21 protein-coding genes are annotated in these 24,744 nt (G+C 39.9%); 9 read left to right on the forward strand and 12 right to left on the reverse strand.

The window, feature by feature from the left end:
* Positions 1-23 precede the first annotated feature (23 nt).
* The 4 genes from SWOO_RS12125 to SWOO_RS12140 form a co-directional block, all read right to left on the reverse strand.
* Complete coding sequence (locus tag SWOO_RS12125; RefSeq protein WP_049774316.1) at positions 24-1,337, reverse strand: Xaa-Pro dipeptidase; 1,314 nt, start codon at positions 1,335-1,337, stop codon at positions 24-26.
* Positions 1,338-1,522: 185 nt separating this feature from the next.
* A complete protein-coding gene (locus SWOO_RS12130) occupies positions 1,523-1,744 on the reverse strand; it encodes an EF-hand domain-containing protein (RefSeq protein WP_012324990.1) in 222 nt (73 codons plus the stop codon).
* Positions 1,745-1,934: 190 nt separating this feature from the next.
* Positions 1,935-3,545, reverse strand: a complete 1,611-nt coding sequence (locus SWOO_RS12135) for an ABC-F family ATPase (RefSeq protein ID WP_012324991.1) — start codon at positions 3,543-3,545, stop codon at positions 1,935-1,937.
* A 193-nt stretch (positions 3,546-3,738) separates the two neighbouring features.
* On the reverse strand, positions 3,739-5,391 hold the full coding sequence (locus SWOO_RS12140) for a hypothetical protein (protein ID WP_012324992.1): 1,653 nt from the start codon (positions 5,389-5,391) through the stop codon (positions 3,739-3,741).
* Between the two features lie 191 nt (positions 5,392-5,582).
* On the opposite strand from SWOO_RS12140, the gene SWOO_RS12145 reads away from it, so the two are divergent.
* From SWOO_RS12145 to SWOO_RS12155, 3 genes are all read left to right on the forward strand, one after another.
* Entirely contained in the window at positions 5,583-6,065 is a 483-nt protein-coding gene (locus SWOO_RS12145; RefSeq protein WP_012324993.1) for a VF530 family protein, read from the forward strand.
* A 729-nt stretch (positions 6,066-6,794) separates the two neighbouring features.
* The gene (locus tag SWOO_RS12150; protein ID WP_012324994.1) at positions 6,795-8,681 is read left to right on the forward strand and encodes a S8 family peptidase; all 1,887 of its coding nucleotides are present in this window, start codon (positions 6,795-6,797) and stop codon (positions 8,679-8,681) included.
* A gap of 293 nt (positions 8,682-8,974) precedes the next feature.
* Positions 8,975-9,556 (forward strand): GNAT family N-acetyltransferase, encoded by a 582-nt coding sequence (locus tag SWOO_RS12155; RefSeq protein WP_012324995.1) that lies wholly within the window; start codon positions 8,975-8,977, stop codon positions 9,554-9,556.
* Here SWOO_RS12155 and SWOO_RS25520 read toward each other — a convergent pair whose 3' ends face one another.
* From SWOO_RS25520 to SWOO_RS12180, 5 genes are all read right to left on the reverse strand, one after another.
* A complete protein-coding gene (locus tag SWOO_RS25520; protein WP_012324996.1) occupies positions 9,557-11,071 on the reverse strand; it encodes a sensor histidine kinase in 1,515 nt (504 codons plus the stop codon).
* 5 nt (positions 11,072-11,076) lie between these two features.
* Positions 11,077-11,751 carry a c-type cytochrome gene (locus SWOO_RS25525; RefSeq protein ID WP_012324997.1) on the reverse strand — a complete coding sequence of 225 codons (675 nt, stop codon included), beginning with the start codon at positions 11,749-11,751 and terminating at the stop codon, positions 11,077-11,079.
* Positions 11,738-12,067 (reverse strand): cupredoxin domain-containing protein, encoded by a 330-nt coding sequence (locus SWOO_RS12170; RefSeq protein ID WP_012324998.1) that lies wholly within the window; start codon positions 12,065-12,067, stop codon positions 11,738-11,740. Before SWOO_RS12170 ends, SWOO_RS25525 begins: the two co-directional genes overlap by 14 nt.
* Positions 12,068-12,079: 12 nt before the next feature.
* On the reverse strand, positions 12,080-13,120 hold the full coding sequence (locus SWOO_RS12175; RefSeq protein ID WP_012324999.1) for a cytochrome-c peroxidase: 1,041 nt from the start codon (positions 13,118-13,120) through the stop codon (positions 12,080-12,082).
* Between the two features lie 141 nt (positions 13,121-13,261).
* Positions 13,262-14,200, reverse strand: coding sequence for a hypothetical protein (locus SWOO_RS12180; protein WP_012325000.1), 939 nt, complete (start codon positions 14,198-14,200; stop codon positions 13,262-13,264).
* Positions 14,201-14,441: 241 nt separating this feature from the next.
* Here SWOO_RS12180 and SWOO_RS12185 point away from each other — a divergent pair, with 241 nt between their 5' ends.
* The gene (locus SWOO_RS12185) at positions 14,442-15,158 is read left to right on the forward strand and encodes an RluA family pseudouridine synthase (RefSeq protein ID WP_012325001.1); all 717 of its coding nucleotides are present in this window, start codon (positions 14,442-14,444) and stop codon (positions 15,156-15,158) included.
* A 321-nt stretch (positions 15,159-15,479) separates the two neighbouring features.
* A complete protein-coding gene (locus tag SWOO_RS12190; RefSeq protein WP_012325002.1) occupies positions 15,480-18,059 on the forward strand; it encodes a M1 family metallopeptidase in 2,580 nt (859 codons plus the stop codon).
* Between the two features lie 226 nt (positions 18,060-18,285).
* Here SWOO_RS12190 and SWOO_RS12195 read toward each other — a convergent pair whose 3' ends face one another.
* Positions 18,286-19,341 (reverse strand): tyrosine-type recombinase/integrase, encoded by a 1,056-nt coding sequence (locus tag SWOO_RS12195; protein WP_229377394.1) that lies wholly within the window; start codon positions 19,339-19,341, stop codon positions 18,286-18,288.
* 639 nt (positions 19,342-19,980) lie between these two features.
* Here SWOO_RS12195 and SWOO_RS12200 point away from each other — a divergent pair.
* Complete coding sequence (locus tag SWOO_RS12200) at positions 19,981-20,484, forward strand: hypothetical protein (RefSeq protein ID WP_012325004.1); 504 nt, start codon at positions 19,981-19,983, stop codon at positions 20,482-20,484.
* 239 nt (positions 20,485-20,723) lie between these two features.
* Here SWOO_RS12200 and SWOO_RS12205 read toward each other — a convergent pair whose 3' ends face one another.
* Positions 20,724-21,731: an oxidoreductase family protein gene (locus tag SWOO_RS12205; protein WP_012325005.1), complete on the reverse strand. Its 1,008-nt coding sequence runs from the start codon at positions 21,729-21,731 to the stop codon at positions 20,724-20,726.
* 116 nt (positions 21,732-21,847) lie between these two features.
* Between SWOO_RS12205 and SWOO_RS12210 the strand changes: the two genes are divergently transcribed.
* Positions 21,848-22,198 (forward strand): hypothetical protein, encoded by a 351-nt coding sequence (locus SWOO_RS12210; RefSeq protein WP_012325006.1) that lies wholly within the window; start codon positions 21,848-21,850, stop codon positions 22,196-22,198.
* A gap of 44 nt (positions 22,199-22,242) precedes the next feature.
* On the forward strand, positions 22,243-22,938 hold the full coding sequence (locus SWOO_RS12215; RefSeq protein ID WP_012325007.1) for an SDR family oxidoreductase: 696 nt from the start codon (positions 22,243-22,245) through the stop codon (positions 22,936-22,938).
* A gap of 25 nt (positions 22,939-22,963) precedes the next feature.
* Here SWOO_RS12215 and SWOO_RS12220 read toward each other — a convergent pair whose 3' ends face one another.
* Positions 22,964-24,025, reverse strand: coding sequence for a hypothetical protein (locus SWOO_RS12220; protein ID WP_012325008.1), 1,062 nt, complete (start codon positions 24,023-24,025; stop codon positions 22,964-22,966).
* A gap of 153 nt (positions 24,026-24,178) precedes the next feature.
* Here SWOO_RS12220 and SWOO_RS12225 point away from each other — a divergent pair, with 153 nt between their 5' ends.
* Complete coding sequence (locus tag SWOO_RS12225; protein WP_012325009.1) at positions 24,179-24,733, forward strand: GNAT family N-acetyltransferase; 555 nt, start codon at positions 24,179-24,181, stop codon at positions 24,731-24,733.
* Positions 24,734-24,744: the final 11 nt, after the last annotated feature.

Genomic DNA, 24,744 nt, shown 5'->3' on the forward strand with positions numbered 1-24,744 from the left:
GTTGGTGTTAATGCTAATTGATACTACTGCTGTTTATAGACTTGACCATCTTTCATCACAAAGGTGACGTTTTCCATTAAACTGATATTTTTTAGCGGATCACCATCGACTGCGATGATATCAGCCATAAACCCTGGTTTTATCTGACCCAAATTATCTTGTTTAAGGAGGGCAGCACTATTGATCGTTGCCGCTTGAAGAGCTTGAATGGGGGTCATACCAAAGGTGACCATACGAGAGAACTGCTTGCCATTGTCACCATGGGGATAGATAGCAGCATCTGAACCAAACACCATGTTAGCTCCCGCTTTAACCGCTTGTCTAAAGCTCTCTCTCTGGGCTTTAGAGACCTGTTTCTCTTTATTGATATTCTCCTCAGGAACGCCATTTTCAGCGCCAAAAGCAAGGGTATACTCGGTATTGTAGATATCACAAGAGAGATAGGTACCAGCCTTGATGGCCATTTTGATCGCTTCTTTATCCATAAAGCTGCAGTGTTCAATACTGTCTATTCCAGCTTTTATCGATGCTTTTATTCCACTGGTGCCGTGAGCGTGAGCTGCAATAGTTAAACCACGCATATGCGCCTCATCAACTGCCGCCTTTATCTCCTCATAGGTGAGTTGCTGCACGCCTACTTTAGTACCTTTGGAAAAGACACCGCCAGTTGCACAGACCTTAATGGCATTGGCGCCATATTTTATGTTTTCACGCACTTTAGCTCTAACAGCCCAAGGTCCATCGGCGACACCACCAGCGATCGATAACTTCTCAGGGGCTGAGAAGTTATCGTCACAGTGACCACCTGTGATACTGATTGGATTGCCGACAGCCCAAACTCTTGGACCAGGAATTTCACCGGCATTGATACCATCACGAGTCGCGATAACCGTATAGCCTGATGCGCCGAGATCGCGAACTGTAGTAAAACCTGCTAATAATGTTAGCTTGGCATTTTTAACCGCTTTAACTGTTTGTCGAGGAATCGAGTAGTTTTGTGCAGCCAAGAAGTCATCTTCAGCATCGCCTGCAAGGTGCACGTGCATATCCATGACACCTGGGACTAAAGTTTTACCACTAAGGTCAATGATTTTATAAGCAGTTCTGTCGGTGAGTTTATCTTGTTCTGTGACTTTAATTATCTTATTTCCACTTACAACAATCACCACATCTTTGACAGTTTTTCCTTTAACTACATCAATATACCCATCGGCAATCAATAAGGTATCTTGTGCAAAAAGCGGCATGTGAATACCTAAGCTGAGTAATGCAGTGATAGCCAATCTCTTAGGGAACCGTTTGATGATGATCTTTCTTATTTTCTCAGTGGTTTTCATACTCGCTTCCATATTTATACAGTCCACACTTCATTGTTTGAGATTATCATACGCTAACAGGTTAGATTTTTGTTATCTAAGTTAAAGGTAGAATGAAGAGATTATCAATTTTGAAGAGTGTAGGTGAAATACTGAAGCTATCCGAGCTTGAAAAGCTCGGAGTGGGGGATATAGCTGGGAAGTATTCAGTTACGGTTATTAAACCAATCTGAGAACTCCTTAAAATCAATACGGCCATTGCCGTCTGTGTCGATGGCATCGAAGCCGATAGGGTCGCTCTCCCCAGGTGCTAAAGCATCAAGCGCAACGAGTAAGCGGTTAAATTCTGACAACTCAATAGTGCCATCGCTGTCGGTATCGAAATGGGTAAAATTGTCTTGTAGCTCTTCAATGCTTATCTGTGTCATAACACTTCCTTAGTTTTGATAATGGTTATGTCCCATTTAGGGAAAACTGCTGTTTTCTCTTTATACAATAGTAATGGAGACACTTGTTTACCGTTTCAAGGCTAGTGTGATAAGAAAGTGGTTGTGACTAAAATAAAAAGGCCAAAGTACTCGCTCTTTAAGAATGAGTGACTTTGGCCTTAGGCTGCAGTTAAGCGACTTTTTTTGCTTCCGCTTCAGCCTTGCTTGCTAGATACTCGTCGAAAGTACCGTGGAAGTTCACCAGTTGCTTATCTTTAACATCGATAATGTGCGTTGCAAGAGATGACACAAATTCGCGGTCGTGACTGACAAACAGTAGGGTGCCTTCAAACAGCTTCAGCGCATTGTTCAAGGCTTCAATGGCTTCCATATCCATGTGGTTAGTTGGTTCATCCATCACTAATACATTGATATCTTGCATCATTAGTTTGCCAAACAGTAGGCGGTTTTTCTCTCCACCTGAGCAGTTACGTGCTTTTTTGTTGGCGTCATCCTCTGTAAAGAGTAGACGACCTAACATACCACGAACCATAAGATCGTTATGCTTAGGTGTGCGCCACTGTGACATCCAGTCAAAGAGGGTGAGGTCGTTATCGAAATCTTTGCTGCTGTCCTGTGGACAGTAACCGATAGCGGCATTCTCTGACCATTTAATCACTCCTTGTGTGTTAGACAGTTCATTAACTAAACAGCGAAGTAGAGTTGTTTTGCCCACACCGTTCTCGCCAATGACAGCCAGTTTAGCACCTGCTTCGAGGATGAGGTTACCGCTTTCAAATAGCAGTCCATCTTCAAAACCATGACCAAGTTCTTCGATAACAAGCGCCTGACGGTGCAGCTTTTTACTTTCATCAAAGCGCAGTGATGGTGTCATACGGCTAGTTGACTTAACCTCATCTAGGCTTATCTTCTCAAGTTTCTTAGCCCGTGAGCTTGCCTGTTTTGCTTTTGATGCATTAGCCCCAAAACGGTTAACAAAGTCCTGTAACTCAGCCATTTCGGCACTTTTCTTGGCATTACCTGCCAATAACTGTTCCTGAATAAGACCCGACGCTTCTAGGAAATACTCGTAGTTGCCTGGGTAGATACGCAGCTCACCGTAATCGATATCTGCCATATGGGTACAGACAGAATTAAGGAAGTGTCTGTCGTGCGAGATGATTATCATGGTGCATTTACGTTGATTAAGCTCCTCCTCTAACCAAGATATGGTATGAATATCCAGGTTGTTGGTTGGCTCATCGAGTAACAGAATATCAGGGTTTGCGAACAGAGCCTGCGCCAGTAGAACCCTAAGTTTCCAACCTGGTGCAACTTGCTGCATCAAGCCGAAATGAAACTCCTCCTCAATACCTGCATCGAGTAAAATCTCACCGGCGCGACTCTCGGCACTGTAACCGTCCATCTCAGCAAAGATACTTTCAAGTTCAGCGACTTTCATGCCGTCCTCTTCGGTCATCTCTGGTAGTGAATAGATTCGCTCACGCTCCTGCTTTACCTTCCAAAGTTCAGCATCGCCCATGATCACAGTATCGATAACGCTGTATTGTTCAAATGCGAACTGATCTTGACTCAAGGTACCGACCTTTAAGCCTGGAGTGATCGAGACATTACCTGAACTTGGCGCAAGGGCACCACTGAGGATCTTCATAAAGGTGGACTTGCCACAACCGTTTGCACCGATTAAACCGTAGCGGTTGCCGTGACCAAATTTAGCTGAAATGTTTTCAAACAGAGGCTCAGCACCAAACTGCATTGTGATGTTCGCGGTAGAGATCAAAGAGGTATTCCCAGGTAAAGTTAAGCAGGTTAATTATTGACTTAAGCTCGAATAAAGAGAGTGATGCCAAATAAGACGTGCAAATTTGCGTAATTAATCAGGTCGCGGATTATACAGATCAACTAGCGGGTATGTCGAGCCTTGACTGACGATTAATACATGCCGCCCATCAATATGGGCGGCATGGCATACGTTAATTTGATGCGATGGCTTTACTTGCTACCCAATGTGAGTGAGACACAAGCAAGTTTGTCTGTAATGGTGTGAGTTTTATGACGCCACTATTTTCCATAAAGGTGTCATAGTGAGGGAAGTTATCAAGGCCATGGGGATCCCAATCGTCTTGATCTTGCTCTTTAAGGTGCTCCTTTAATCTCTTATCTTTGAGGGCATTTTCGAATTCTTGGGAACGCTGGTTATAAATCCAAGTGATCTCAACTTCTTGATCAGCTTTAACCCCGAACTTATGATTTTCTATCGTGGTTAACTTTTGAGTCGCAAACAGGGCCTGCTTTGCTGGATTGCCATTAGCCTTGCTGTCTACTTTCTCTGCCAATAACTCGATCAATTCCAACAGTGGCGCTTCTCCGCCTTTAAATACCAAGTTATCGGAAAACTTAGACAGTCTGTGCCAATTTCTGAGGGGAACAAACAGGGCTTTAACTGAGCGATTGAGATCTGTTTTGTCAATTTTCTTACTTGCAGCTCTATCGGGTTTAGACAACTTCTTATCAGGCATAAAGGCTTTCTTGGTATTGATAAATACAAAGATACGTTTAACGCCACGGGCCAGCAATGGCATGATACCTAAGTTTTCACTGTGCCCACCATCTGAGTGACTATACTCCTCACCCAAACGCTCGGTTCCTTCTGCTGTGTGTATCGGGATATGATTAAACTCAGGGAAACCTAAAGATTTTAAGCCTAGAAACTCAGTAACCTCTTGTGGCGCTGCGCCAGTGCTGGCCATAATATCTGCCAATGAAAATGCACGTTCATTGGTAAAGTCGAGTCCTTTTTTTGGGGCACGCTTAACACTGAAAATGGTTTTACCCCCTTGAGTCACTATCTTATAGGGGCCAATACAGTCATAACCATAGGAGTCGATATAACCGCCGCCAAAGTTATCATCAGCACTGAACCAGTCATCATCAAGAAAGTGTTGTTTGATGCCGCTGTACAAAGGTGTGTACTCCACTGGATAACTTTGATTGAAGTTAACTCCATCTGGGCTTTGTAGTGTCGCACCTACAATGAGAAAAGGGGAGTCTTCCCTTGAGGTAACAAAATCTTCAGGTGTGAGTGTTTGAGGGTTAATGGCACAAGCACTCTCAACTGAGGCATTATCAAAACTAAAGCTCTGATCTGCGCTATCTAACTTAAATGGTTTTAAAAACACTTGGCTTAATACATGGGCAAAGCTCTCATCACCATAGCCTTTAAAACCTGCTTTAATGAGTCGGCCAACAACGGCTGAGTGAGTGATACTGTATTGCAGGCTGTGCATAGGTGCCGGTGACTCAATTTTTTCTAAGGTGATATCTTCAGGTGGTAAGATTTCACCCCAAAATCGCTCAAGTTGCATTTCACTGATAAAGGTATAGGGGATAGCTGCCCACGCCCCACCAGATACGCTTGAGATATACTTAACTTTGTTGATTAGACCGGAGTCATGGAGTGCTTTAAGTTGGCCTAATGTGCAACAAGCACTGCGCGTGCCTCCACCAGAGAAGGTGATACCTACCTCTTTATTTTTGCTCCGAGTAATAAAGCTCGCTAACGTCGTTTCAGGGTAGGGGCTTGTGTTGGTCATCCTGTAGGTGACCGCTTTTAGTTGTTTGGTCATAGCTGATTCCTTAGCTGATTATCCAAAACTGATTAACCAACCACCTAAACCAGTCCTTAAGGCGGTTAGTAGGTAGACATTACATGACTGAGACAACAAACCCAAATCTGCATATTCAAATCTTATTGATGTAAGTTCAAAGCGGCTTAGTATAAAATGCATTTTACACTCCAGCTTCCAATACCTATCTCATGATTGAAGAGCAAAAGAATAATCCACTGCACGGACTTAAACTCGAAGTAATGCTTACTGAACTAGTCGATTTTTATGACTGGAAGATCTTATATGCAGCCTTACGGTTAGAGTGCTTTAACATCAACCCTTCACATGAAGCTTGCCTTAAGTTTCTAAAAAAAACGGAGTGGGCACGTGAACGAGTTGAAAGCTTTTATCTTTATCGTTTTAAGCGTATGCCAAAGGGAAGTAGTGCGCAGTTTGAACTTAAGCCGCGGGAAAGAGGTTTTGCCGATGGTATTGTGCCACGTAAACCAGAAACATTAACGATAGAGCTTATTGAGCAAATGCGTGCTAAAGCGACTGCCGATTATGAAGCGATGAAAGCAAACAAGAGCAAAGGTTATGGCAAGAAGGTTTATGATGGGGCGTATAAAACCCGAACTAACGATAATCGACCTAAGCCTTCCCAAGATCCTAAAAACCCTTGGGGTAAGTAAAACTAACGTGTTTTACAGTCTATATTGACTCATTCATTATCCTGCAATAAAGCAATTTTTATTGCAGGATAATTTTACTCAAGGGTTTTATTCCACATTCCTATTACTTCTTTAATAGTGCTACCATCACGGTTAATTTTTTTCCCATTTATGACAGATTTAATAACCACCAGAAGTGATGATATAAGCAAGAAACTACCAACATGACTTTGTCATAATGTGTTTTAATTTGTCCCACCGTTATACTCATAAGTAATATTGACTACTTGATCACAGTCAATACATACATATATTATTCCCTTACTGAATATTGATATAACAAACTATTTACTTGCTCATTGATCATATAAAACATCAAGTTTAATACTTAAGTTTTACAGGTTACGCCAAATAATTTACATGTAAATTATATTTTTTGATTATAAAACTTGTATTAAATCACTATGTATTACTTTGTGCTGAAATATTAATTCATCTAATTACAAGTAGTTACATGAATTATTTTATAGTTATATTTTCCCCTTCAAAAAAATGACAGTGGTAGAAATATTGACATATTAGGTAAGCATTTCGGTTATTTTACTAAAGTAATAAAGTGTTATTTGTAAATATGATTTTACACTTTGATAACGCGGCAGGTTTTATTTGTTCTCTTCTTGTTCACAATGATTAAATAATGCTCTAGGTTAATTGTGCCTTAAGGCAAAATTATAATAAATGGAGTAACACATGCATAAGAAACAATTGATAGCAGTAGCGATTGCTGCAGTAATTTCATCAAGTGCTGTAAATGCTGATGCTTATCAAGCTCAAATGATTGAGGTCGAACAATCACGAGCTATTAAAGATAATTATATCGTCGTATTTAATACCCCTAGCGTTTTAAACTTATCCGATAGTTTGTCTGTGGAGAGTTTTGCTATTCAGCAAGGTAATTCATTAGAGAATCGGTATAACGTAAATGTAAAAAGAAACTTTGGTAATTCACTTAATGGTGTTTTGGTGCAAGCGAATAAAGAGCAGTTAAAAGCATTGCAACAAGATCCAAATGTGAAATACATAGAGCAAGATCAAATCATGTCTATTAACCCTATGGTCGATATTGCCGGTGATCAAAGTGGTGCAACTTGGGGTTTAGATAGAGTCGATCAGCGAGATCTACCGTTAAATAGTAATTACCATTATGATTTTGATGGCAGCGGAGTGACCGCATATGTTGTCGATACAGGTGTATTAAACACCCATAATGAGTTTGGTGGCCGAGCGTCAAGTGGCTATGACTTTGTTGACAATGATAATGATGCAACTGACTGTAACGGACATGGTACCCATGTTGCTGGCACTATAGGTGGTTCAACATATGGTGTGGCAAAGAATGTGAACGTGGTTGGCGTTCGAGTGTTAGGTTGTTCAGGCTCAGGTAGTAACTCTGGCGTGATTGCGGGTATTAACTGGGTTAAGAATAATGCTCAAGGTCCTTCGGTTGCTAATATGAGTTTAGGTGGTGGTGCATCACAGGCTACCGATGATGCCGTTAATTCAGCTGTGGCCGCTGGGATCACCTTTGTGGTTGCTGCGGGTAACGATAACAGCAACGCTTGTAACTACTCGCCTGCAAGAGCTGCAGATGCAATCACTGTCGGTTCAACGACAAGTAGTGATTCACGTTCAAGTTTTTCTAACTATGGTAGTTGTTTAGATATCTATGCACCAGGTTCTAGTATCAAGTCAGCTTGGTACAATTCAAACTCAGCGACCAATACCATTAGTGGAACGTCAATGGCATCGCCTCATGTCGCAGGTGTTGCAGCACTTTACCTTGATGAGTCTCCAAGTTCGACGCCAACTCAAATTGAATCTTTGCTCTCATCACGCTCATCAAGTGGCAAGATATCTGATGCAAGATCGGGTTCACCAAATAAGCTTGTTTACTCGCTTGCTGGCGATGGTGGCGGGTGTGGTAACGATTGTCCAGGTGGCGACACTGAGCTGACCAACAATCAAGGAGTAACAGTTAATGGTGGAACAGGTTCTGAGACCATGTTCTTCATTGATGTTCCAGCGGGAGCGACCAGCCTTTCTGTCAACCTTGCCGGTGGCTCAGGTGATGCAGATATCTATGTTCAGCAGGGAACTCAACCAACACAAACTCAATATCAATGTCGTCCATACAAGAACGGTAACAATGAGTCTTGTGATTTCTCGGCTCCAGCAGCGGGTAAATGGTATGTCATGGTTCGTGGTTACTCTAGCTATAGCAACGCAACACTCACTGCAAGCTTCTCAACTGGTGGAGGCGGATGTACAAGTGGCGCTTGTTTAGAAAATGGCGTACCTGAGACTAACCTCAGTGGAGCAAGGCTTTCTGAGACGTTTTACACCATAGATGTTCCGGCTAACTCTCAGCTTACTGTGACCACTAGCGGTGGTAGTGGTGATGCTGATCTTTATGTTAAAGCGGGTAGTGCGCCTACGACTGGCAGTTATGATTGTCGCCCTTATCGAAATGGCAACAATGAGACTTGTTCAATCAATGTATCTCAAGCAGGCACCTACCATGTGATGTTAAGAGGTTATTCGGCGTATAGCGGATTGCAGCTGACTGCAAGCTACTAAATATTCTCGATCTCCCTATAAGCAGAGCCTATGGCTCTGCTTTTTTATATTTTAACTGACTAATTATTCTTGATTATTCATTTTGGTTAAAAATATCTCGGGGTTATACTTTTCAATATGAATAAACCCTGCATATTCAGTGAATACATTTCTCAACACTAATCATAAGCGTTTGTTTAGCTACTTATGATGACAATTATATTGCTGGTGGACAGATAGCCTTATTCATTTAGTATAAAAGACTCATCTTTAGCCTGAAGCTTCAGGTTTATCTTAAATGACTTGGATAACTCATGAATATCTCAGATTCGGCAAGACTCACCTATGACTTTATGACCGCTAATGATGCACAGCTTCTCTTTGAACTTGATCAAGACAGTGAAGTGATGCGCCATATCAATGGGGGAGAACTGACTTCGATGCAAGAGATCAGAGAAATTTTTATTCCTCGACTCGAAAGTTATGCTGATATCTCTAAGGGCTGGGGGATGTGGAAAGTCTCTATCAAGCCGAACAGTAATAGTGCAGAGCAGTTATCTGCGTCTGAGCAATTTCTTGGTTGGATCTTAGTCAGGCCACTGGAGTTTTTCAGTGAGTCACCACAATGGAATAATCTGGAATTAGGTTGGCGATTTAAGCAATTAGCCTGGGGGAAAGGTATCGCTACTGAAGCTGCACAAGCAGTGATGGAGGTGGTAACGAATTCTGAGCATGTTCAGTATATTTCAGCTATCGCACTTGAGGAGAACATCAGCTCTATTAAAATTATGGAAAAACTTGGGATGAAATTTCTTAAAAAAGCGATGCATCACGATCCTTTAGGCGATTGTGAACTGGTGTATTATCAAAAAGAGATTAAGCCACAAATAAGCTAGCTAGATATTGTCAGGAAACTCTATGACGAATTGCATCTGATTGTTTTCATTATACAGGCATTCAATTTTGCCATTAAGTGAGTGCCTAACTAAGTTGTACACAATGGTGAGCCCTAAACCATTTCGACCTTCGCCTCTTTTGGTTGTATAAAAGGGCTCAAATGCTTTATCTATGTCAGCTTTGTTTATCCCTTTACCCGAGTCCCAATAGCGTATCTTGACCCTATTGTCACTTTTAGTGACCTCAATATTCACTTCAACGGGTTCATCCAATATTTTGTCATAGCCATGTTGTAGTGAGTTCATCACTAGGTTCATGATGATCTCGTTGAGCACACCAATAACGAGCTTCACTTGAAGTGTATCTGAGCAATTTACCTTGATGTTACTATGAGTCTCTTTAAAGTGCGTTCTGGTATAGAGTACCGTCTCATCAATATATTGCTTAATATAAAATAGCTCAGGTTCTTCAGATGTTTGTTGAGTAGAGATCTTTTTGAAATACTGGATCAGTTCAGAGCATTTATTCAGATTTGATAAAATAAGCGCCATACTCTCTTTGTTAACTTCGATATACTCTTGGCAATCTGTTTCATCTATCAGCCCCTCAAGAAACCTTTTTTCAAAGATAGAGGTAGAATCAATGAGAAATGATCCCGATGTAATACAGACTCCAATAGGGGTATTGAGCTCATGAGATATGCCTGAGACTAATCCACCTAAAGATGCCATCTTCTCCGATTCAATAAGTTGGCTTTGGGTTATCTTCAACTGTTCTAACGTATTTTCTATCTCATTGTAGGAGCGCTCTAGCTGTTCCGTTCTCGATTTCACCTTATGCTCTAGTTGGTGATTTAGTTTATTTAACGCCATTTTCGTCTTTTGTAAGTTAGCATTGGCGACGATTAATAATATGACGGCAAGGGCGATAATGATGCTAAAAATTAAAAGAATAGTTATCTCTGAATTTTTATAGTCATTGAATAATAGATTCAACTCCTTCCTATCTTGTATGATAATTTTATTTAGATCTTCACCTATGAGAGCAGTGATAGGGGCGATATCATCGATGATTTTTAGGGCTTCTTGATCTCGATTTGATTTGGCTAAGCCAATAATCTTCATTCTAAAAGGTTTTATTTCATTTAAGTTTCTAGAAAGTGTATTGACGGTTTGGTTGTTGGGTAACTCAAGTTGTAGTTGTTGTAATGACTCATCTAATAGAGCTGTTGCGCGAATAGAAGCGACTGATGACTTTCTGATCTGCTTTTTTTCATCTGCGATAACCAGCTTTATAAGCTCAGACTCCATATTTAACACTGAATTGTGGGCTTGGAAAATCACCCGAGTTCGTAATTCAGAGATGGTGAAGAGTGTTTCAAACTCCTGCTTAAGTTTAAGAAGAGAGTAGGTAGTAAAAGCGCCGATAACAATAAAAGATAGAAGGGTAATACTTGAAGCTAAAACAACTTTGTTCTTAAAGGTAAACAGGTAAATTCCTTTGAGAAGTTGCATTATGGCTAATCTTTTAGGGTATCGATAAAGTCCACAACCGCGTTCACTTCGTTGTCAGTCATAAAATCTCCCCAAGGGGGCATTTTAGGAGAGCGACCAACCTCTTGTCCTCCAAGTTTGATAATAAGCCCCATTTGGTGGGGTGTTAAAATGCTTTTTGTTAAATCAGCTGGTGGTGGATTTTTTATGATCCTTGCCATACGTCCATCTCCGAGACCTAGCTTTCCATGACATAGGGCACATCGAGTCTCAAATATGACCCTGCCATCTCTAACCGTTTTATCCAGTTTTCTGGTGTGTTTTTCGAGCATAATTAACGCATTTTCTGTATCCGACCTTAAATAGCTCACAAAGTCAGCCAAGTCTGATATCTGCTCCTCAGTTAGCTCACTCTCCCATGGAGGCATATATTCATTTACGGTGTCGATGAGTACACCTTTGCTGATAACTTTAACCAAAGCGGTTTTGTCGGTTGCTTTAGGCGATTCAAATAGACTGGTTTGAGGATATCCCTTAAGCCTCATGGGAATATAACCATCCCCCATCCCTTTATTTCCATGGCAAAGTACGCACCTGTCAGAGTATATCTCAGCCCCACTGTCTAAGTTTTTAGCTTCAATGGTCATCGATGAGGTCAATAATAGGTAAGCTATTAATATAAATACGTTACTTATTTTCACTTTTCTTTACCTCAATCAATAGAAACATTTTTGAATGGATGGCACATTCGACTTCAATGACGCCAGGAGTATCAAAAACAACTGACCGACTCTCATCCTTTGGGTAGGAGCCAAGATCGAAGAACTGCTCATCTGATAAGCTAAAAATGTTGTGAAAAAAGGGATCTTCATTCAAAAAGTGAACAGTATCTCCTACATTGATTGATATCTTATCTTCGCTAAATGATTTGTTTTTTTGTGATACCACATACTCTTCAGCCAGACTTATGTGTGACGTCATGCTTAAAAGTAGAATAGGTAGAGTTATTCGTCTCATTACTATCTCCGATTATTGAGGCAGTTTAGGTAGTTGTATAGGTTCGTGTGGGCTTGTGAGTGCATTTAGAAAAGCAACAATAGCGCTGATCTCATCTTCTGAGAGTTGATTCGCTTTGAAATTAGGGGATAGATTCGTTTTAACTACACCACCGTCACTGTAGTGCTTAACGACTTGGGTTAATGTTGCAGCAGAGCCGTCATGAAAGAAGGGGGCAGAGAGTGCGACATCTCTTAAAGTTGGCGTTTTAAAGGCGCCCTTCATTAAGTTCAGTGGCCTTTGCTTGTATCGACCTAGATCGGGGTGTTTATCACCAAATGAAGCCAGCCCTATGTTATGAAATCCATCATCAGTAAAGTTGGGCGCACTGTGACAGACAGAGCAGTTGCCTTTTTGTGGATTAATGAACAGTTTAAACCCTTCAATCTCAACTCTTGTTAGTGCATTTTTATCTCCTTTCACCCAAGCATCGAAGTTTGAACTGTCACTGATCACTGTGCGCTCAAAACTGGCTATCGCCTTTGCCATAGTTTGTTTACTAATGGCTTCATCAGGAAAGGCAAGGCTAAATGCTTCAACATAGCCTTCAATACTTTGCAAAAGTGCTATTTTTTCATCGAGATTTGCATGCATCTCAAGTTGTGCCTCCATAGGAGCTAGAGCTTGCTCTTCAAGGGTACGTAGTCGGCCATCCCACATCTGCAGATGATTGTAGGCAACATTGATAATCGGTGGGGTTGCGCGTGTTAATTTTTGGCTTCTATATCCTAATGCCACACTTTGGCTATCAGACCAAGCTAACATGGGGTTATGGCAAGTTGCACAGGACATGTTACTGTCACCACTCAATCTTGGGTCAAAAAAGAGCATTTTTCCGAGTGCTATTTTCTCACTTGTTTGTGGGTTATCTGCGGGTGTCGGAACAGGAGAGGGAAGCAGCCAGTACTGTAAGCTTTGATGGCCAGGGACAAAAACATGATCAGAATACTCTACTTCAATGGCATCTAAAGTAGATGAGAGGAGTAGGCCTAAACAAGCAATGGCTGTTTTCATGGGATCCCCTGTATTTATCAATAAATAATCACCGAGTATTCTTGAGTATAGGTCAGATGATAAAGTTGATCAGGGAGATGAAAGGCTATTGTATCTAAATACTTACTCAAGTTGTCTAAAGCAACAATTTATCCCGTAGATTCAAGGCTGTTCCTGCTCAAGTGTCCTTTGTATTTTACTAACAATATGAAATACAAGGCTGGGGCTAACACCTTGTCGATCGATGTTTGTGATTGGTACTTTTATTTTCTGTTGGTAGGCAAGGTAGGTGAGTTGCGCGTTGAGTGTCATAGCAAGGTCTAGTACATCAGAAGGTTCAATCTCTCTTTCTATCTTTGATGCCGTTATCTCCATACTCAGCAAACCAAAATTTGACTCAGTGTACCTTTTTAGCATTTTTAACGTTTTCACGAGATGGGCAAATACATCCGTTGGAGTTTTATATTGGGGTATATCTTCAGCAATTGCACTAGCTTGAGTTGCAGACGGTTTTTCAAATAATAACTGACTTAAAACATAGCAATGATCGACGACCTTAATCACGTCTTGGGGCTGAATTTTATCTTGATTTAATATAGACAAAAGCCGATTGTTTCTTAGTATCTTATTATATACTTGGGTAGGCGATGATTGTACCTTCGGGATATTCTCTTTAAATTCAACTATTGAAAGCGTATTTTGTGTGGCTTGAATCGATTTTAGAGCCTCATTTAACACTCGATAAACATGAAGTGGTTGATTGCGATATACATGGATGGCGAAACTTCGTCCAAGTTTTTTGTTTGTATGGTTAAGGCTAAGTTTTTTGGCACTAAAATTCAGAGATTTAGCAAGAAAAAAAACCTCCCTAGGCTGAGCATTTTCAACCGAATAAGCAGGGGGAGTTTGGGTCTTTGTAAAACGTGTTCCTTCAGGATCAAATGTCAAAAGCTGCTGCTCAATCACCCTTGCTCTAACATATACATCACTCGGGCTAATATCATCTGCGGAGAGGGTTATATTCGACTCAACCTCTGCATTTGCAATAGGCCAGATTGAGAGTAACAAGAGTACAAACAACACTCGTTTTATAATCTGCATATATTTCCTACGTTGAAGGATACAATGTTAATATTTTCGAGTTCCTTTATACCTATCTATATAATAACTGATGAAAATAGATGTTTAGATCATTATAGTACAGCAACAAAAAGCCATTCGTTTAAAATACCTTCTATAGAAAATTATCAATGTTAACGAGTGATAGAGCTGAAGCTTTACACTATTTTCGACAGTGATTTTTCTATATGATTAAGCCCTTAAAGTCACTATAAGCTTACCTATGCAACCACAAGCAGATCCCTTTATCGTCCCTCTATGTCTAGATGAGATCCAGATACTTTTTGAAGATGAGCATATCTTGGTGATCAATAAGCCTAGTGGTTTGCTGAGTCTATCGGGTAAGCACCCGTTAAATATTGATTCTGTTCACCATCGTTTAGCTAAGATCTATCCCGGGTGCACCCTGATACACCGACTAGACTTTGGTACCTCAGGTATTATGGTTTTGGCTAGGAATAAGGTGATTAACGCATTACTATGTAAGCAGTTTAGCGAGCGTCGAGTCAGCAAGCGTTACACAGCATTACTACAGGGAACTGTAGAGAACGACTCAGGAATCGTGGATATTGGCATAGCAAAGGATACGGAAAACTTTCCATTAATGAGACTGTGTAATCGGACAGGCAAACCAGCAAAATCTCAATATGAAGTGTTATCAAGGTTCACTCAAACTGCACAAGATAGCTTCTATGTAGATGATCACAGGGCAGGGGAAAGAGCTGTTTCACTGGTTGAGTTTGAGCCAATAACTGGGCGAACTCATCAACTTAGACTCCATAGCAAACACTTAGGCCATCCTATATTGGGCTGTGACCTCTATGCCACCGACGAAGCATTTTTTATGACCAGTCGTCTAATGTTACATGCATCTCTACTTACTTTTGAGCATCCCGTTAGCACTAAAACGATGACAATAAAGTGTAACAGGCCATTTTAATCTTCAAATAGAACAGGGGAACAGAAACATGATAATTAACAATTAAACCTTTAATTATCAAATGTTTGATACATACTCTTATTTACTTCACTTTCTAGTTCTGAATAGCAAGGCTGCCAACGATAGACAATCAAGAGTAAATAGCCCCAAAGACTATAGCAATGGTTATGTGTGACTTGTTAAAATCATCCGCGACTTGTTAAGCAAACACACTTGTATTCCAAATTATTTCTGGGCTCAATTGTCTAACCAGATGGTGTGCTCTTGGCTGTTTAACATTAAAAATGTTCAATAAAAGAATAAAAGAATAAAGGAATAGATATGTATCGAGTTATGGCCACAAGCCTAATCACAGCAGCATTACTTAGCTGTAGCCAACTGCATGCAGAGCAGTTTGTGCTCAATAAACACGCGAAACCTATTTCTCAGGCGGTAAGTTTAGTCCTAGATCCCCATAAAGATGATTTTTCAGGCAGTACAAATATACAAATACAAGTACTTAAAAAAACTAAAATAATCCAGATAAACGGTGTTGATTACACGACAAAAAACATTAAATTAACAGGCGATAGCCACTGTGATATGTCCGCTAAGATGTTAGATACCGGCATCGTCAATCTTATTTGTGATACAGACATTTACCCTGGTGATTATCAGCTACGTCTCGATTTTACCGCACCTTATAATCGTCAATCAGTGGGTCTATACAAAACCATTGATGCCGGCGTGCCTTACCTTTTTACGCAATTTGAGATGAGTGATGCTCGTAGAAGTTTTCCGGTTTTCGACGAACCAGAATATAAAATCCCATTCCAGATTAGCATAACAGCGCCATATGATGAGAAAGTTTACAGCAATACTCCCTTGGTTAGCACTAAGATTAATGGGAGCCAAAAAACTCATCATTTTGCGCAGACTAAGCCATTATCTTCTTATTTAATCGCTTACGCTGTGGGTAAGTTTGAGTCCATTCCTGTTGAAGGGATGAAGATCCCCGGTAATGTGATCACCACACAAGGAAAAGTAGAGCTTGCAAAGTATGCCGTTAAAGAGATGCCTGCCATTTTAGCGCGTTTAGAGAACTACTTTGGTGTTGATTACCCTTATCAGAAGCTAGACTCTGTTGCTTTACCTGAATTTCCTTTCGGTGCTATGGAAAATGCAGGGCTTGTCACTTACCGTGAAGATATCCTGCTTCTAGACGAAGCTGTGGCAAATCAAAATACTAAACGTTCATCTATATCTGTTATCGCCCATGAGCTGGCACACCAATGGTATGGTAACCTTGTTACCATGAAATGGTGGAACGATCTTTGGTTAAATGAAGCATTTGCAAGTTGGATGGCCGCTAAAGTTACTCACGAGTTACACCCTGAGTTTGAGTCGCATTTAAACCTATCTAAAAACAGAGTCATGAGTATGGATGCGCGACTCTCTACTAAACCGATCCGTAAGCCTATTAACACTGAAGCCGATATTATGGACGGGTTGGGCTTAGCTTATAGCAAAGGATCTGCAGTACTATCTATGGTTGAGAACTGGATTGGTGAGGAGGATTTTAAACAAGGGATCCGTCAATATATTAAAGATCATGCTTTTAAAAATACCAGTGCAGATGATCTTTGGAATGCCTTATCTAAGGCTTCAGGTAAAGATGTTGCTCAAGTACTAAGTACATTTATAGAACAAGCATCATACCCGCTTATTATGGTCAAGGTCAGTGGTAATAACTTGAATCTTTCTCAGGAACGTTTTGTATTTGCTGGCAGTCAAGCATCAAGCCAGGAGTGGGTAGTACCTGTCTCAATCAAATATGGGAAAGGGGATAAACAGATCACTGAAACAGTACTACTTGATAGTAAAAACAAACAGATAAAGCTTCAATTTACTCCAGATTGGGTATATCCAGATGCGGATGGAATGGGTTACTACCGATGGTTATTAGGTGATAAGCAACTAAATAACTTACTAAAAAACGCAAAAAATGTGCTCACCGACAGGGAGCGTAAAGCGTTAATATCTTCAGCAGACGCACTACTTGCAGGCGGATTCATTACAGCCGGTGAGTTACTCTCCATTCTTGGTGAATTTGTTGACGATGCACATCCGCAGGTTGTTTCATCAGCATTAAGTTACCTGCAGATCCAGAAAGCTACTTTTGTTGATCAATCAAACGAAGCTAATTGGGCTAAGTTTATTAGCACAAAAGCTCGCAGTGCGATTAATAAATATGGCGAAGTGGCAATTGAAGGAGAGAGCATAGCAATCAGCAAGTTGCGTCCTAGTCTTATCTCAATTTTAGCCTTTGAAGGTAAGAACAAAACGATTATCGCAGCAGCCAAAAAAGCCAGTCTAGATTACCTTGATGGTAGTAAGTCATTTGATGCTTATCTCATTGGAACTCAATTACAAATAGCTGTGTATTATGGAGATAATGAATTAATACAAAAGTTTAAAACAGTCTTTGAAACGACTAAGAATCCACAAAAGAGAACACAATTAATGTATGCACTGGGATTTGTTGCCGAAGAGAAGCAGCAAAAACAGATACTGGATTATAGTTTAACAAACAAGTTAAACTCTCCTGATCTTGGCTATATTATGTATGGTCAGAGCTATACTCAAGCAAGAAAAGAGATTTTTAGAACTTGGTTATATAACAACTATGCTGCAGTAAAAAATAAGTTACCTCCATTTTCCGTTGCAAAACTGCCGAACTATGCAGGCGATGGTTGTGATTTAGTCGCACTCGATAAAACCAACCTATTCTTTCAACCAAAACTTAAAGATTCTCCCGAGTTTACACGCAGCTTGGCCAAGTTGAATGAGAAGGTAAAAAACTGTGTACAGTTGAAAAATCGAGAACAGGCGAGTGTTGATCAGTACTTGCAGAAACATTAGCTTTTTATAGCTGGTTAATGATTAGCAATATAAGCGAAGCTGATCAAGCTTCGCTTTTTTCTTCTACAATTGTTTTATTTTTAATCATTTAGATTATTCGCTATCTTCTACTTGTGTGACCAAGGTAAAAAGAATTTAAACCAAGATATAATGGTTGCACCATTTTATCGGGATGAAAATGAATCAAATATTTTCTCAGTAAAAGGGCAATAGTTTTTAGACAAAGCTAGTCTTTTGGTTTGAGATAATGCTTGAGCGAACGTGGATCTGTATGACCAGTTCTTGCCATAATATAGAGGTGATCTTTATCATTTTCATGAAGCTGAGTTACGCAGCCACTTCGTAAACTATGAGCACCATAAAATTCGTGGCTAAGTCCCGCTTTAGTGCAGTATTTTCTGATCATCTGGTAAATATCATCTCCACGAAGAAATCCGGAGTTTCTCTTTTTACTCTCTATACCTTGAGTTGCAACACTATAATCTCTCACCTGCCTGCCGTCTCTGGTTAGCGATCTAAACAGATGTCCATCTTGAATTTTTGAAACAGTTAACCAATGTTTAACGGCATCAAAAGCAGCAAAAGGCTCAGATTGAGGAAGATTCTTCCACTCTCTTTGTCCCTGTTGATTGCTCTTGGAGTAGGGGAGTCTAACTTTTAACTTATCCCTTAAAAAACTCAAATGATTCACCCGAATGTCTGCCAATTCTGAACGACGAAATCCACCTTGAAACCCTAATTGAATAATTGCTTTATCTCGTGCTCTCGTGATCGCATGTGGCTGCAGTTCAATCACATTGAGTAACATCTCAAGCTCATCATACATAATAGGTTGTTGATCGTAATCAGATACTGTTCGCTGTTTATTTCGACTTAAGCCACGCATCACTCTGATGACAAGCGGGTGTTCTGTTGGAGAATGATATCCAGCTTGAATATGAAAATAACGAATAGCAGCTAAGCGACTAGTTAAGGTTTGCCGAGAAAGTTGTGCTCCACTTCGTGATTGGATCAACTCTTTTTGATAACCAATAAATGAGATAACTGTTCTGGGATCTGCTGGTAAGGTATTTAACCTATGCTCGCTACAATAATTTGAAAATAGCGAAAAACTGGAGGTGTAGGCTCTACGTGTATTTGCAGAGATCTCGTACTCGGTTTCACTCGCAGCACTTTTGTAATCGTCTAAGATTGAGAGCGGCAGCTCCCGCTCCTCATAAAACTGCTTTTCTTCTGTATTAGCCGGCCGACTTAACAGGGAACCTGTTTGAAAGGGGGTCATTTTATTCATGCATGATACAAACTTATCCGCCTAAAAAACAAACGGTAAAGAGATGGCTCCCTAAAATATTAGTGGTAATCACCTTAAATTATACCTTTAATTACTTAATACCTACCAGTGATAATCGTCATTATCACTGGTAGAGTATCGATTAAATAAAAAAACAACAAATTGATACTTTAAAGAGCAGTAATGATAAGCATGCTTTTCTGGATAAACTCTCAATTAGGCTTTTCCATTAATTAGGCCAGTATTAGATATAAACAAACTAATATACCCGGTCATCATTATCGGTATATAAAATGAACAGCCAGAATGTATATAACTTTTATTTTCTGTTGATGGATATATATCTGTCTATTTATCGGGCTACTCAGATTCTGTTCTGATGTATTCCCATGCTGGTAAATATTTACTTTAAATCTATGGTTACACCATTTTATATGGTAAGTGAGAATGGAGAGTCGATAGAACATCAAGATATTATTCAGCTTTTCTATACTGAATATTTAGCTGAGACAGATGACAATTAAATGGTTGCACCATAATATAGGTTTAAGTAATATTGAAGCTATAGAGTCAGATAGGAAATAGGGTTATGAATTATGATCCTATCAATTAACATATAGCGAGAACATAATGGATCATAAGCAAGCGTGGATATATCAAGGTGATGCACCTAAAGCAGGAAGAAAGCTTTTACTGTTGGAGCCAAATGAGTTGACCATCGCTTTACCACTTATATTTCGTTTAGTTCATCCTGAGGAGGTAATGAAAAAAACAGAATGGTTTTTAAGTAGTATTGCTGAAGATGATGCAAACAGGAATTTAAAATATATTGCCCTGATACCATTACTCCAAAAAGTCACCCAGTTAAGAAAAAATTCAGAGCCGTTATTAGCTTCACTAAAGGAGCTTAATAACAACCTAAATGAGTATTTTAGCGATCATGGTTGGCGTATGGTTCGTAAAGAGTTATCTCAGATAAAGAAGCGGCAGAAAAAATCTCACATCGAGTTGAGTAAAGATATTATTGCTAAGCTAAAGATCTATATGGAAGATGAGAAGTTTGAAAGTTTCGATCAAGCTATTGATAACTTAATCGCTGAAGCAAAATTTAAAAATACAGAAAGGGAAGAGTAGTCATAACTCGTCAACTGACTATCAATTTCAAATAAAAAAGAGAGCTATGATCCTGCAAAACTGTGTTAGTTAACACTTGTGGCGTAAGGCCTGTTTGCGTTCATCTGATAACTCTCTTCTAAATCTAGTTTAGCTTACTATCACACGGCTCGTTACTTGGTTGTGTAACAATTCTGGAAAAATTCAGTGTTAAAACTTAGCTGTAACGCCTATTCAATAAGAAAAGCTGCAAGTTTGAACTAGTTAACTAAACTGATCCCTCTTTGTGTTATCGCTGAGCTAAAATCATTTATTTTATGATGTTCAGGAGACCAACCTAACAGAAAGCGTTGAAAGTCCGCCCAAGCCACAAAAAAGAGAGGGCGCCACTCTTCAATAATTTCACAGGAGTCAAGTCTACTTTGAAGAGCAGCGCTAAGCTGTGAAAAATAGTACTCCAACAGTTCTTCGTAACTTTCTTGGCAATCATGTTCACTTAAACAACTTCCCATAAAATACACTAAGTCTTTCATGCCGCAGCCCGCCCCAACATACTGAAAATCAACAGCCGCAACCTTGCTAAGATCAGCTGAAAAACAGAAGTTAGCAACTTTTGCATCTCCATGGATTATCGTCTTAAATCGGCAGCGATTAAGTTTGTCATCCAATTTATATGCTGCAGATTTTACATTTGACTCTTGCATGGCATGATACTCATTCTGACGAGTCGCTAAATACCAGTAGGAGCCTGTAGCCCATAGACCTTTAGGCCAACTAGCTAGATGATTATCTTGAAGGTTATTGGCATGAAAAATGGCTAACCATTTTATACAAACCTTACTTTCATCAACAGATAGATGCTGTTTACGCACACTAAAGCCAGAAGCGTCAAGATCGCTTAACAGTATGATGCTCGATTCATGTCTTGGGTGATCAATAGCAAAGGATTTTACCCCAAAACAGTGTGGAACCTGGCTAGCTCTACTTAAAGTTGAGGCATAGTCTTGATACCAATTTGCTTCTACTTGGTATGATTTTATCTTCCTCAGATGAGAAACATCTCCCTGCCAGCCCTTTGGGTGCGTAGGAACGTTAGGTGGTACAATTGATTTTACTATGATGTTTTTAGCACCATCTTGCACCATTACTTGGTATCTTGAGATCTCACCATAACCGCTCCAGAGCGTCTGAATTTTCTCTAACTTAATGACTTTGCTACAGGAAAACTGTTCTTGTATGTACTCAATAATTTCTGATTGGGTATTCAATGCCGGAGCCTACCTTTATAATCTTTAAGCCTGTAAACAAAGGCTGCTTTTAGGTTATTTTTTGTTAAAACAGGTTATAATTATGATCAAACCTGAGTAATGAGTTAATACAATAGATGTCAACTGAGTTACCAAAAGAGAAAAAACTGACCGTTTTATGCAGAGTTGAACCTGGTTGCCTTGGGCCTGATGGCTTAGATCATATTGAATCTTTTTGCCGCTTTTCTCACCAAGAACTAAAAAAAATCGACTCCGATTTTATCAAATGGTTACCTCTTCCACGTTACGATAAGTCCTTAGCTGAGATGGAATACTCTGTTGACAGTAAGCTGCTATCTCGTGATAAAGCCTCTCAATATTTAGCTCATTTTAAATGTGAACTAGATGAATTTGAAGAACATTTTCATGATAAGCTTTCAACTCTAATTAATGAGTTTCTGGCGAATAATAAGGCCAAGCAAAATTAAGCGAATTGTTTTTCGCCAATTAACGCTAACTGAAGGATAGTGTAATGCAAAAACACCTTTTGATCACAGGTGCAAATCGTGGCATAGGACTAACACTGGTAGAGCAATATTTGAAAGATGGTTGGGCAGTCAATGCGTGTTGTCGTCAGCCTGAAAAAGCCGATGAGTTAATACAATTACAAGCCAAGTACGAGTCATTAACACTCTCAAAACTCGATGTTACTGATTATCATGCAGTTAAACTGTTAGCTGACTCTCTTGCCGATATTCCCATCGATCTTTTGATCAATAACGCGGGTTACTATGGTCCGAAAGGGGTAAGTTTTGGCGACACCGATGTCGAAGAGTGGCGCAGAGTGATAGAGATAAATACCATTGCGCCTTTAAAAATAGCCGAAGCTTTTTTACCTCATTTAACACAGGCACAAGATGCAGCTTATGTGGCCATCTCGTCTAAAATGGGAAGCATGTCAGATAATAGCAGCGGCGGAGCCTATATCTACCGTTCATCGAAAGCAGCGTTAAACAGTGTTGTAAAGAGCCTTTCGCTAGACCTTAAATCATACGGCGTTAAGGTTGTTGCGCTACATCCTGGCTGGGTTAGAACAGAGATGGGTGGCCCAAATGGACTCATAGATACCAATGAGTCAGCAGCGGGTTTAAAGCAAGTGATCAGTGAGTTAAGCAGTACTGATAACGGTGGCTTTTTTGATTATCTAGGTAATAAGATCCCTTGGTGATCCAGGCTTATGAGCAGTGAGCCTCCTAGTTCACTGCTGGAAATGCGGGAGATATGCATTTTTTTACCACAAAACTGTAACCATAATCAGCTTCAAGGTCCTCTTTTATCTCTAAGATCTCATAATCATTGAGCTCCACCACGTTGGTATCTTGTTCCATTTCACACCGTGATTTCGTATCAGACTCTAGATGAAAAGCGAATATAGCGATAAGATTACGCACTACTTTTTCATAGTCAGAACGTACATTTTCATATAGTTCTTCATTTGATTTTTTAGTCTCTTCTGAAGAAAGAGATAAACCAATGGACAAGTTATCACTCATTGAGCTCAATTCGACGGGTAATCCCTCTGTTTGATTAAAAGATTCTATTAATTGATTGTGAACATTTTCAGCAACAGCAACAGCAACTGCATCACTCTCTTCGGTAAAGGCGACTTCATCACTGAGTTCATTATCTAAATTAACGAGTAAGACTAAATGATAAAGAACAATTGAAGCTAATATCACACGTACTAGCATGGTTGAAAACCGAAAATGGTTATGGTTGGTTAACCTAAGCCCTTTAACCCCAAAAGGTTTCAGCATAAGTAAAAAGACAAGATAAATGGGAACAGCAATTTGGAGTAAGAGTATCGCCAATGCCGTCATTGCAATTACCCAAGCCGGTAGATAAAGCAAAATGGCAAAATTATGTGTATATGAGAAGTGAGTAGTTGAAACGCCTACAACTTCATTAACAACAGAGGCCGCTCCGGCTATTGCAAAGTTTGCGATTACGGCATAAAAAAGCAACAACACAGCTTTACCTGACAAGCTATGCCAGACACGTTCGAACAGTGGCCAAAACTCTAACGTCAGTGCCACTACGGTAATAATGACCACTAATCCAAGGTAATCAGGTGACATTAATAGCAATAGCGCAAACAGATAGAGTTTCTGAGCAAGTGTTAACCGTTTAAGTAAACTTACCATTTTTTGATAGTAGCTGCGCAGTGACAGGAAGCTACCAAGCAATAGATTGATTGGCGAATTGATTATTTTTTGAAAACGGACACCAGTCTCCTCTTTAGGGAGTTGCTCCATTGGCTTATTCCTTCAATTAACACAAAGCTCAAATGGTAACGTGTTATTAACATATGCTCCATCTATTTTATGGTTAAGGTGTTAAAGTGGATTAACAAATCACTATACATCTATCTCTATTTTGTTTAGCTTAATCAAAAAAAGGACAAAGTGATGATAGAAGCATTAGCCCCAGAACATTTTGAAGATGTAATAGCCTTAGGCAATAAAGTCCATGGCGATGGCTACCTTGATCTCCAATTAATGCAATCCCTTTACAAAAAAGGAATAAAGAATGAGATAAATGCCAATTTTGTGGCTCTTCTCAATAATGAATTAGTTGGTTTTAGATTGACCTATGCACCTGGTAATTGGCAGCCCGACAATTGGTGCTTACCTGATGCATGGGGAGTGGAACCCGATAAAGTCTGCTATTTTAAATGTAATACCGTTGCAAAGGAGCATAGAGGCGTTGGCATTGGCGGAAAGCTTTTACAAGCATCAATTGCTGCAACAAAATATCAAGGCGCAAAAGCGGGTATAAGTCATCTCTGGAAAGATAGTCCTAATAATTCTGCGGTTAACTACTTTACCAAAGCAGGGGGGGTATTGATTAAAGAGTACCCTAATAGATGGAATGATACGAAAGAGCACCCCGATTATATCTGCATATTATGTGGATCTGAGTGTCACTGCACAGCTTGTGAGATGATCTTAATCTTTAAGTAATTGTCCCCATC

It is taken from the genome of Shewanella woodyi ATCC 51908, from assembly GCF_000019525.1.
Lineage (GTDB): Bacteria > Pseudomonadota > Gammaproteobacteria > Enterobacterales > Shewanellaceae > Shewanella > Shewanella woodyi.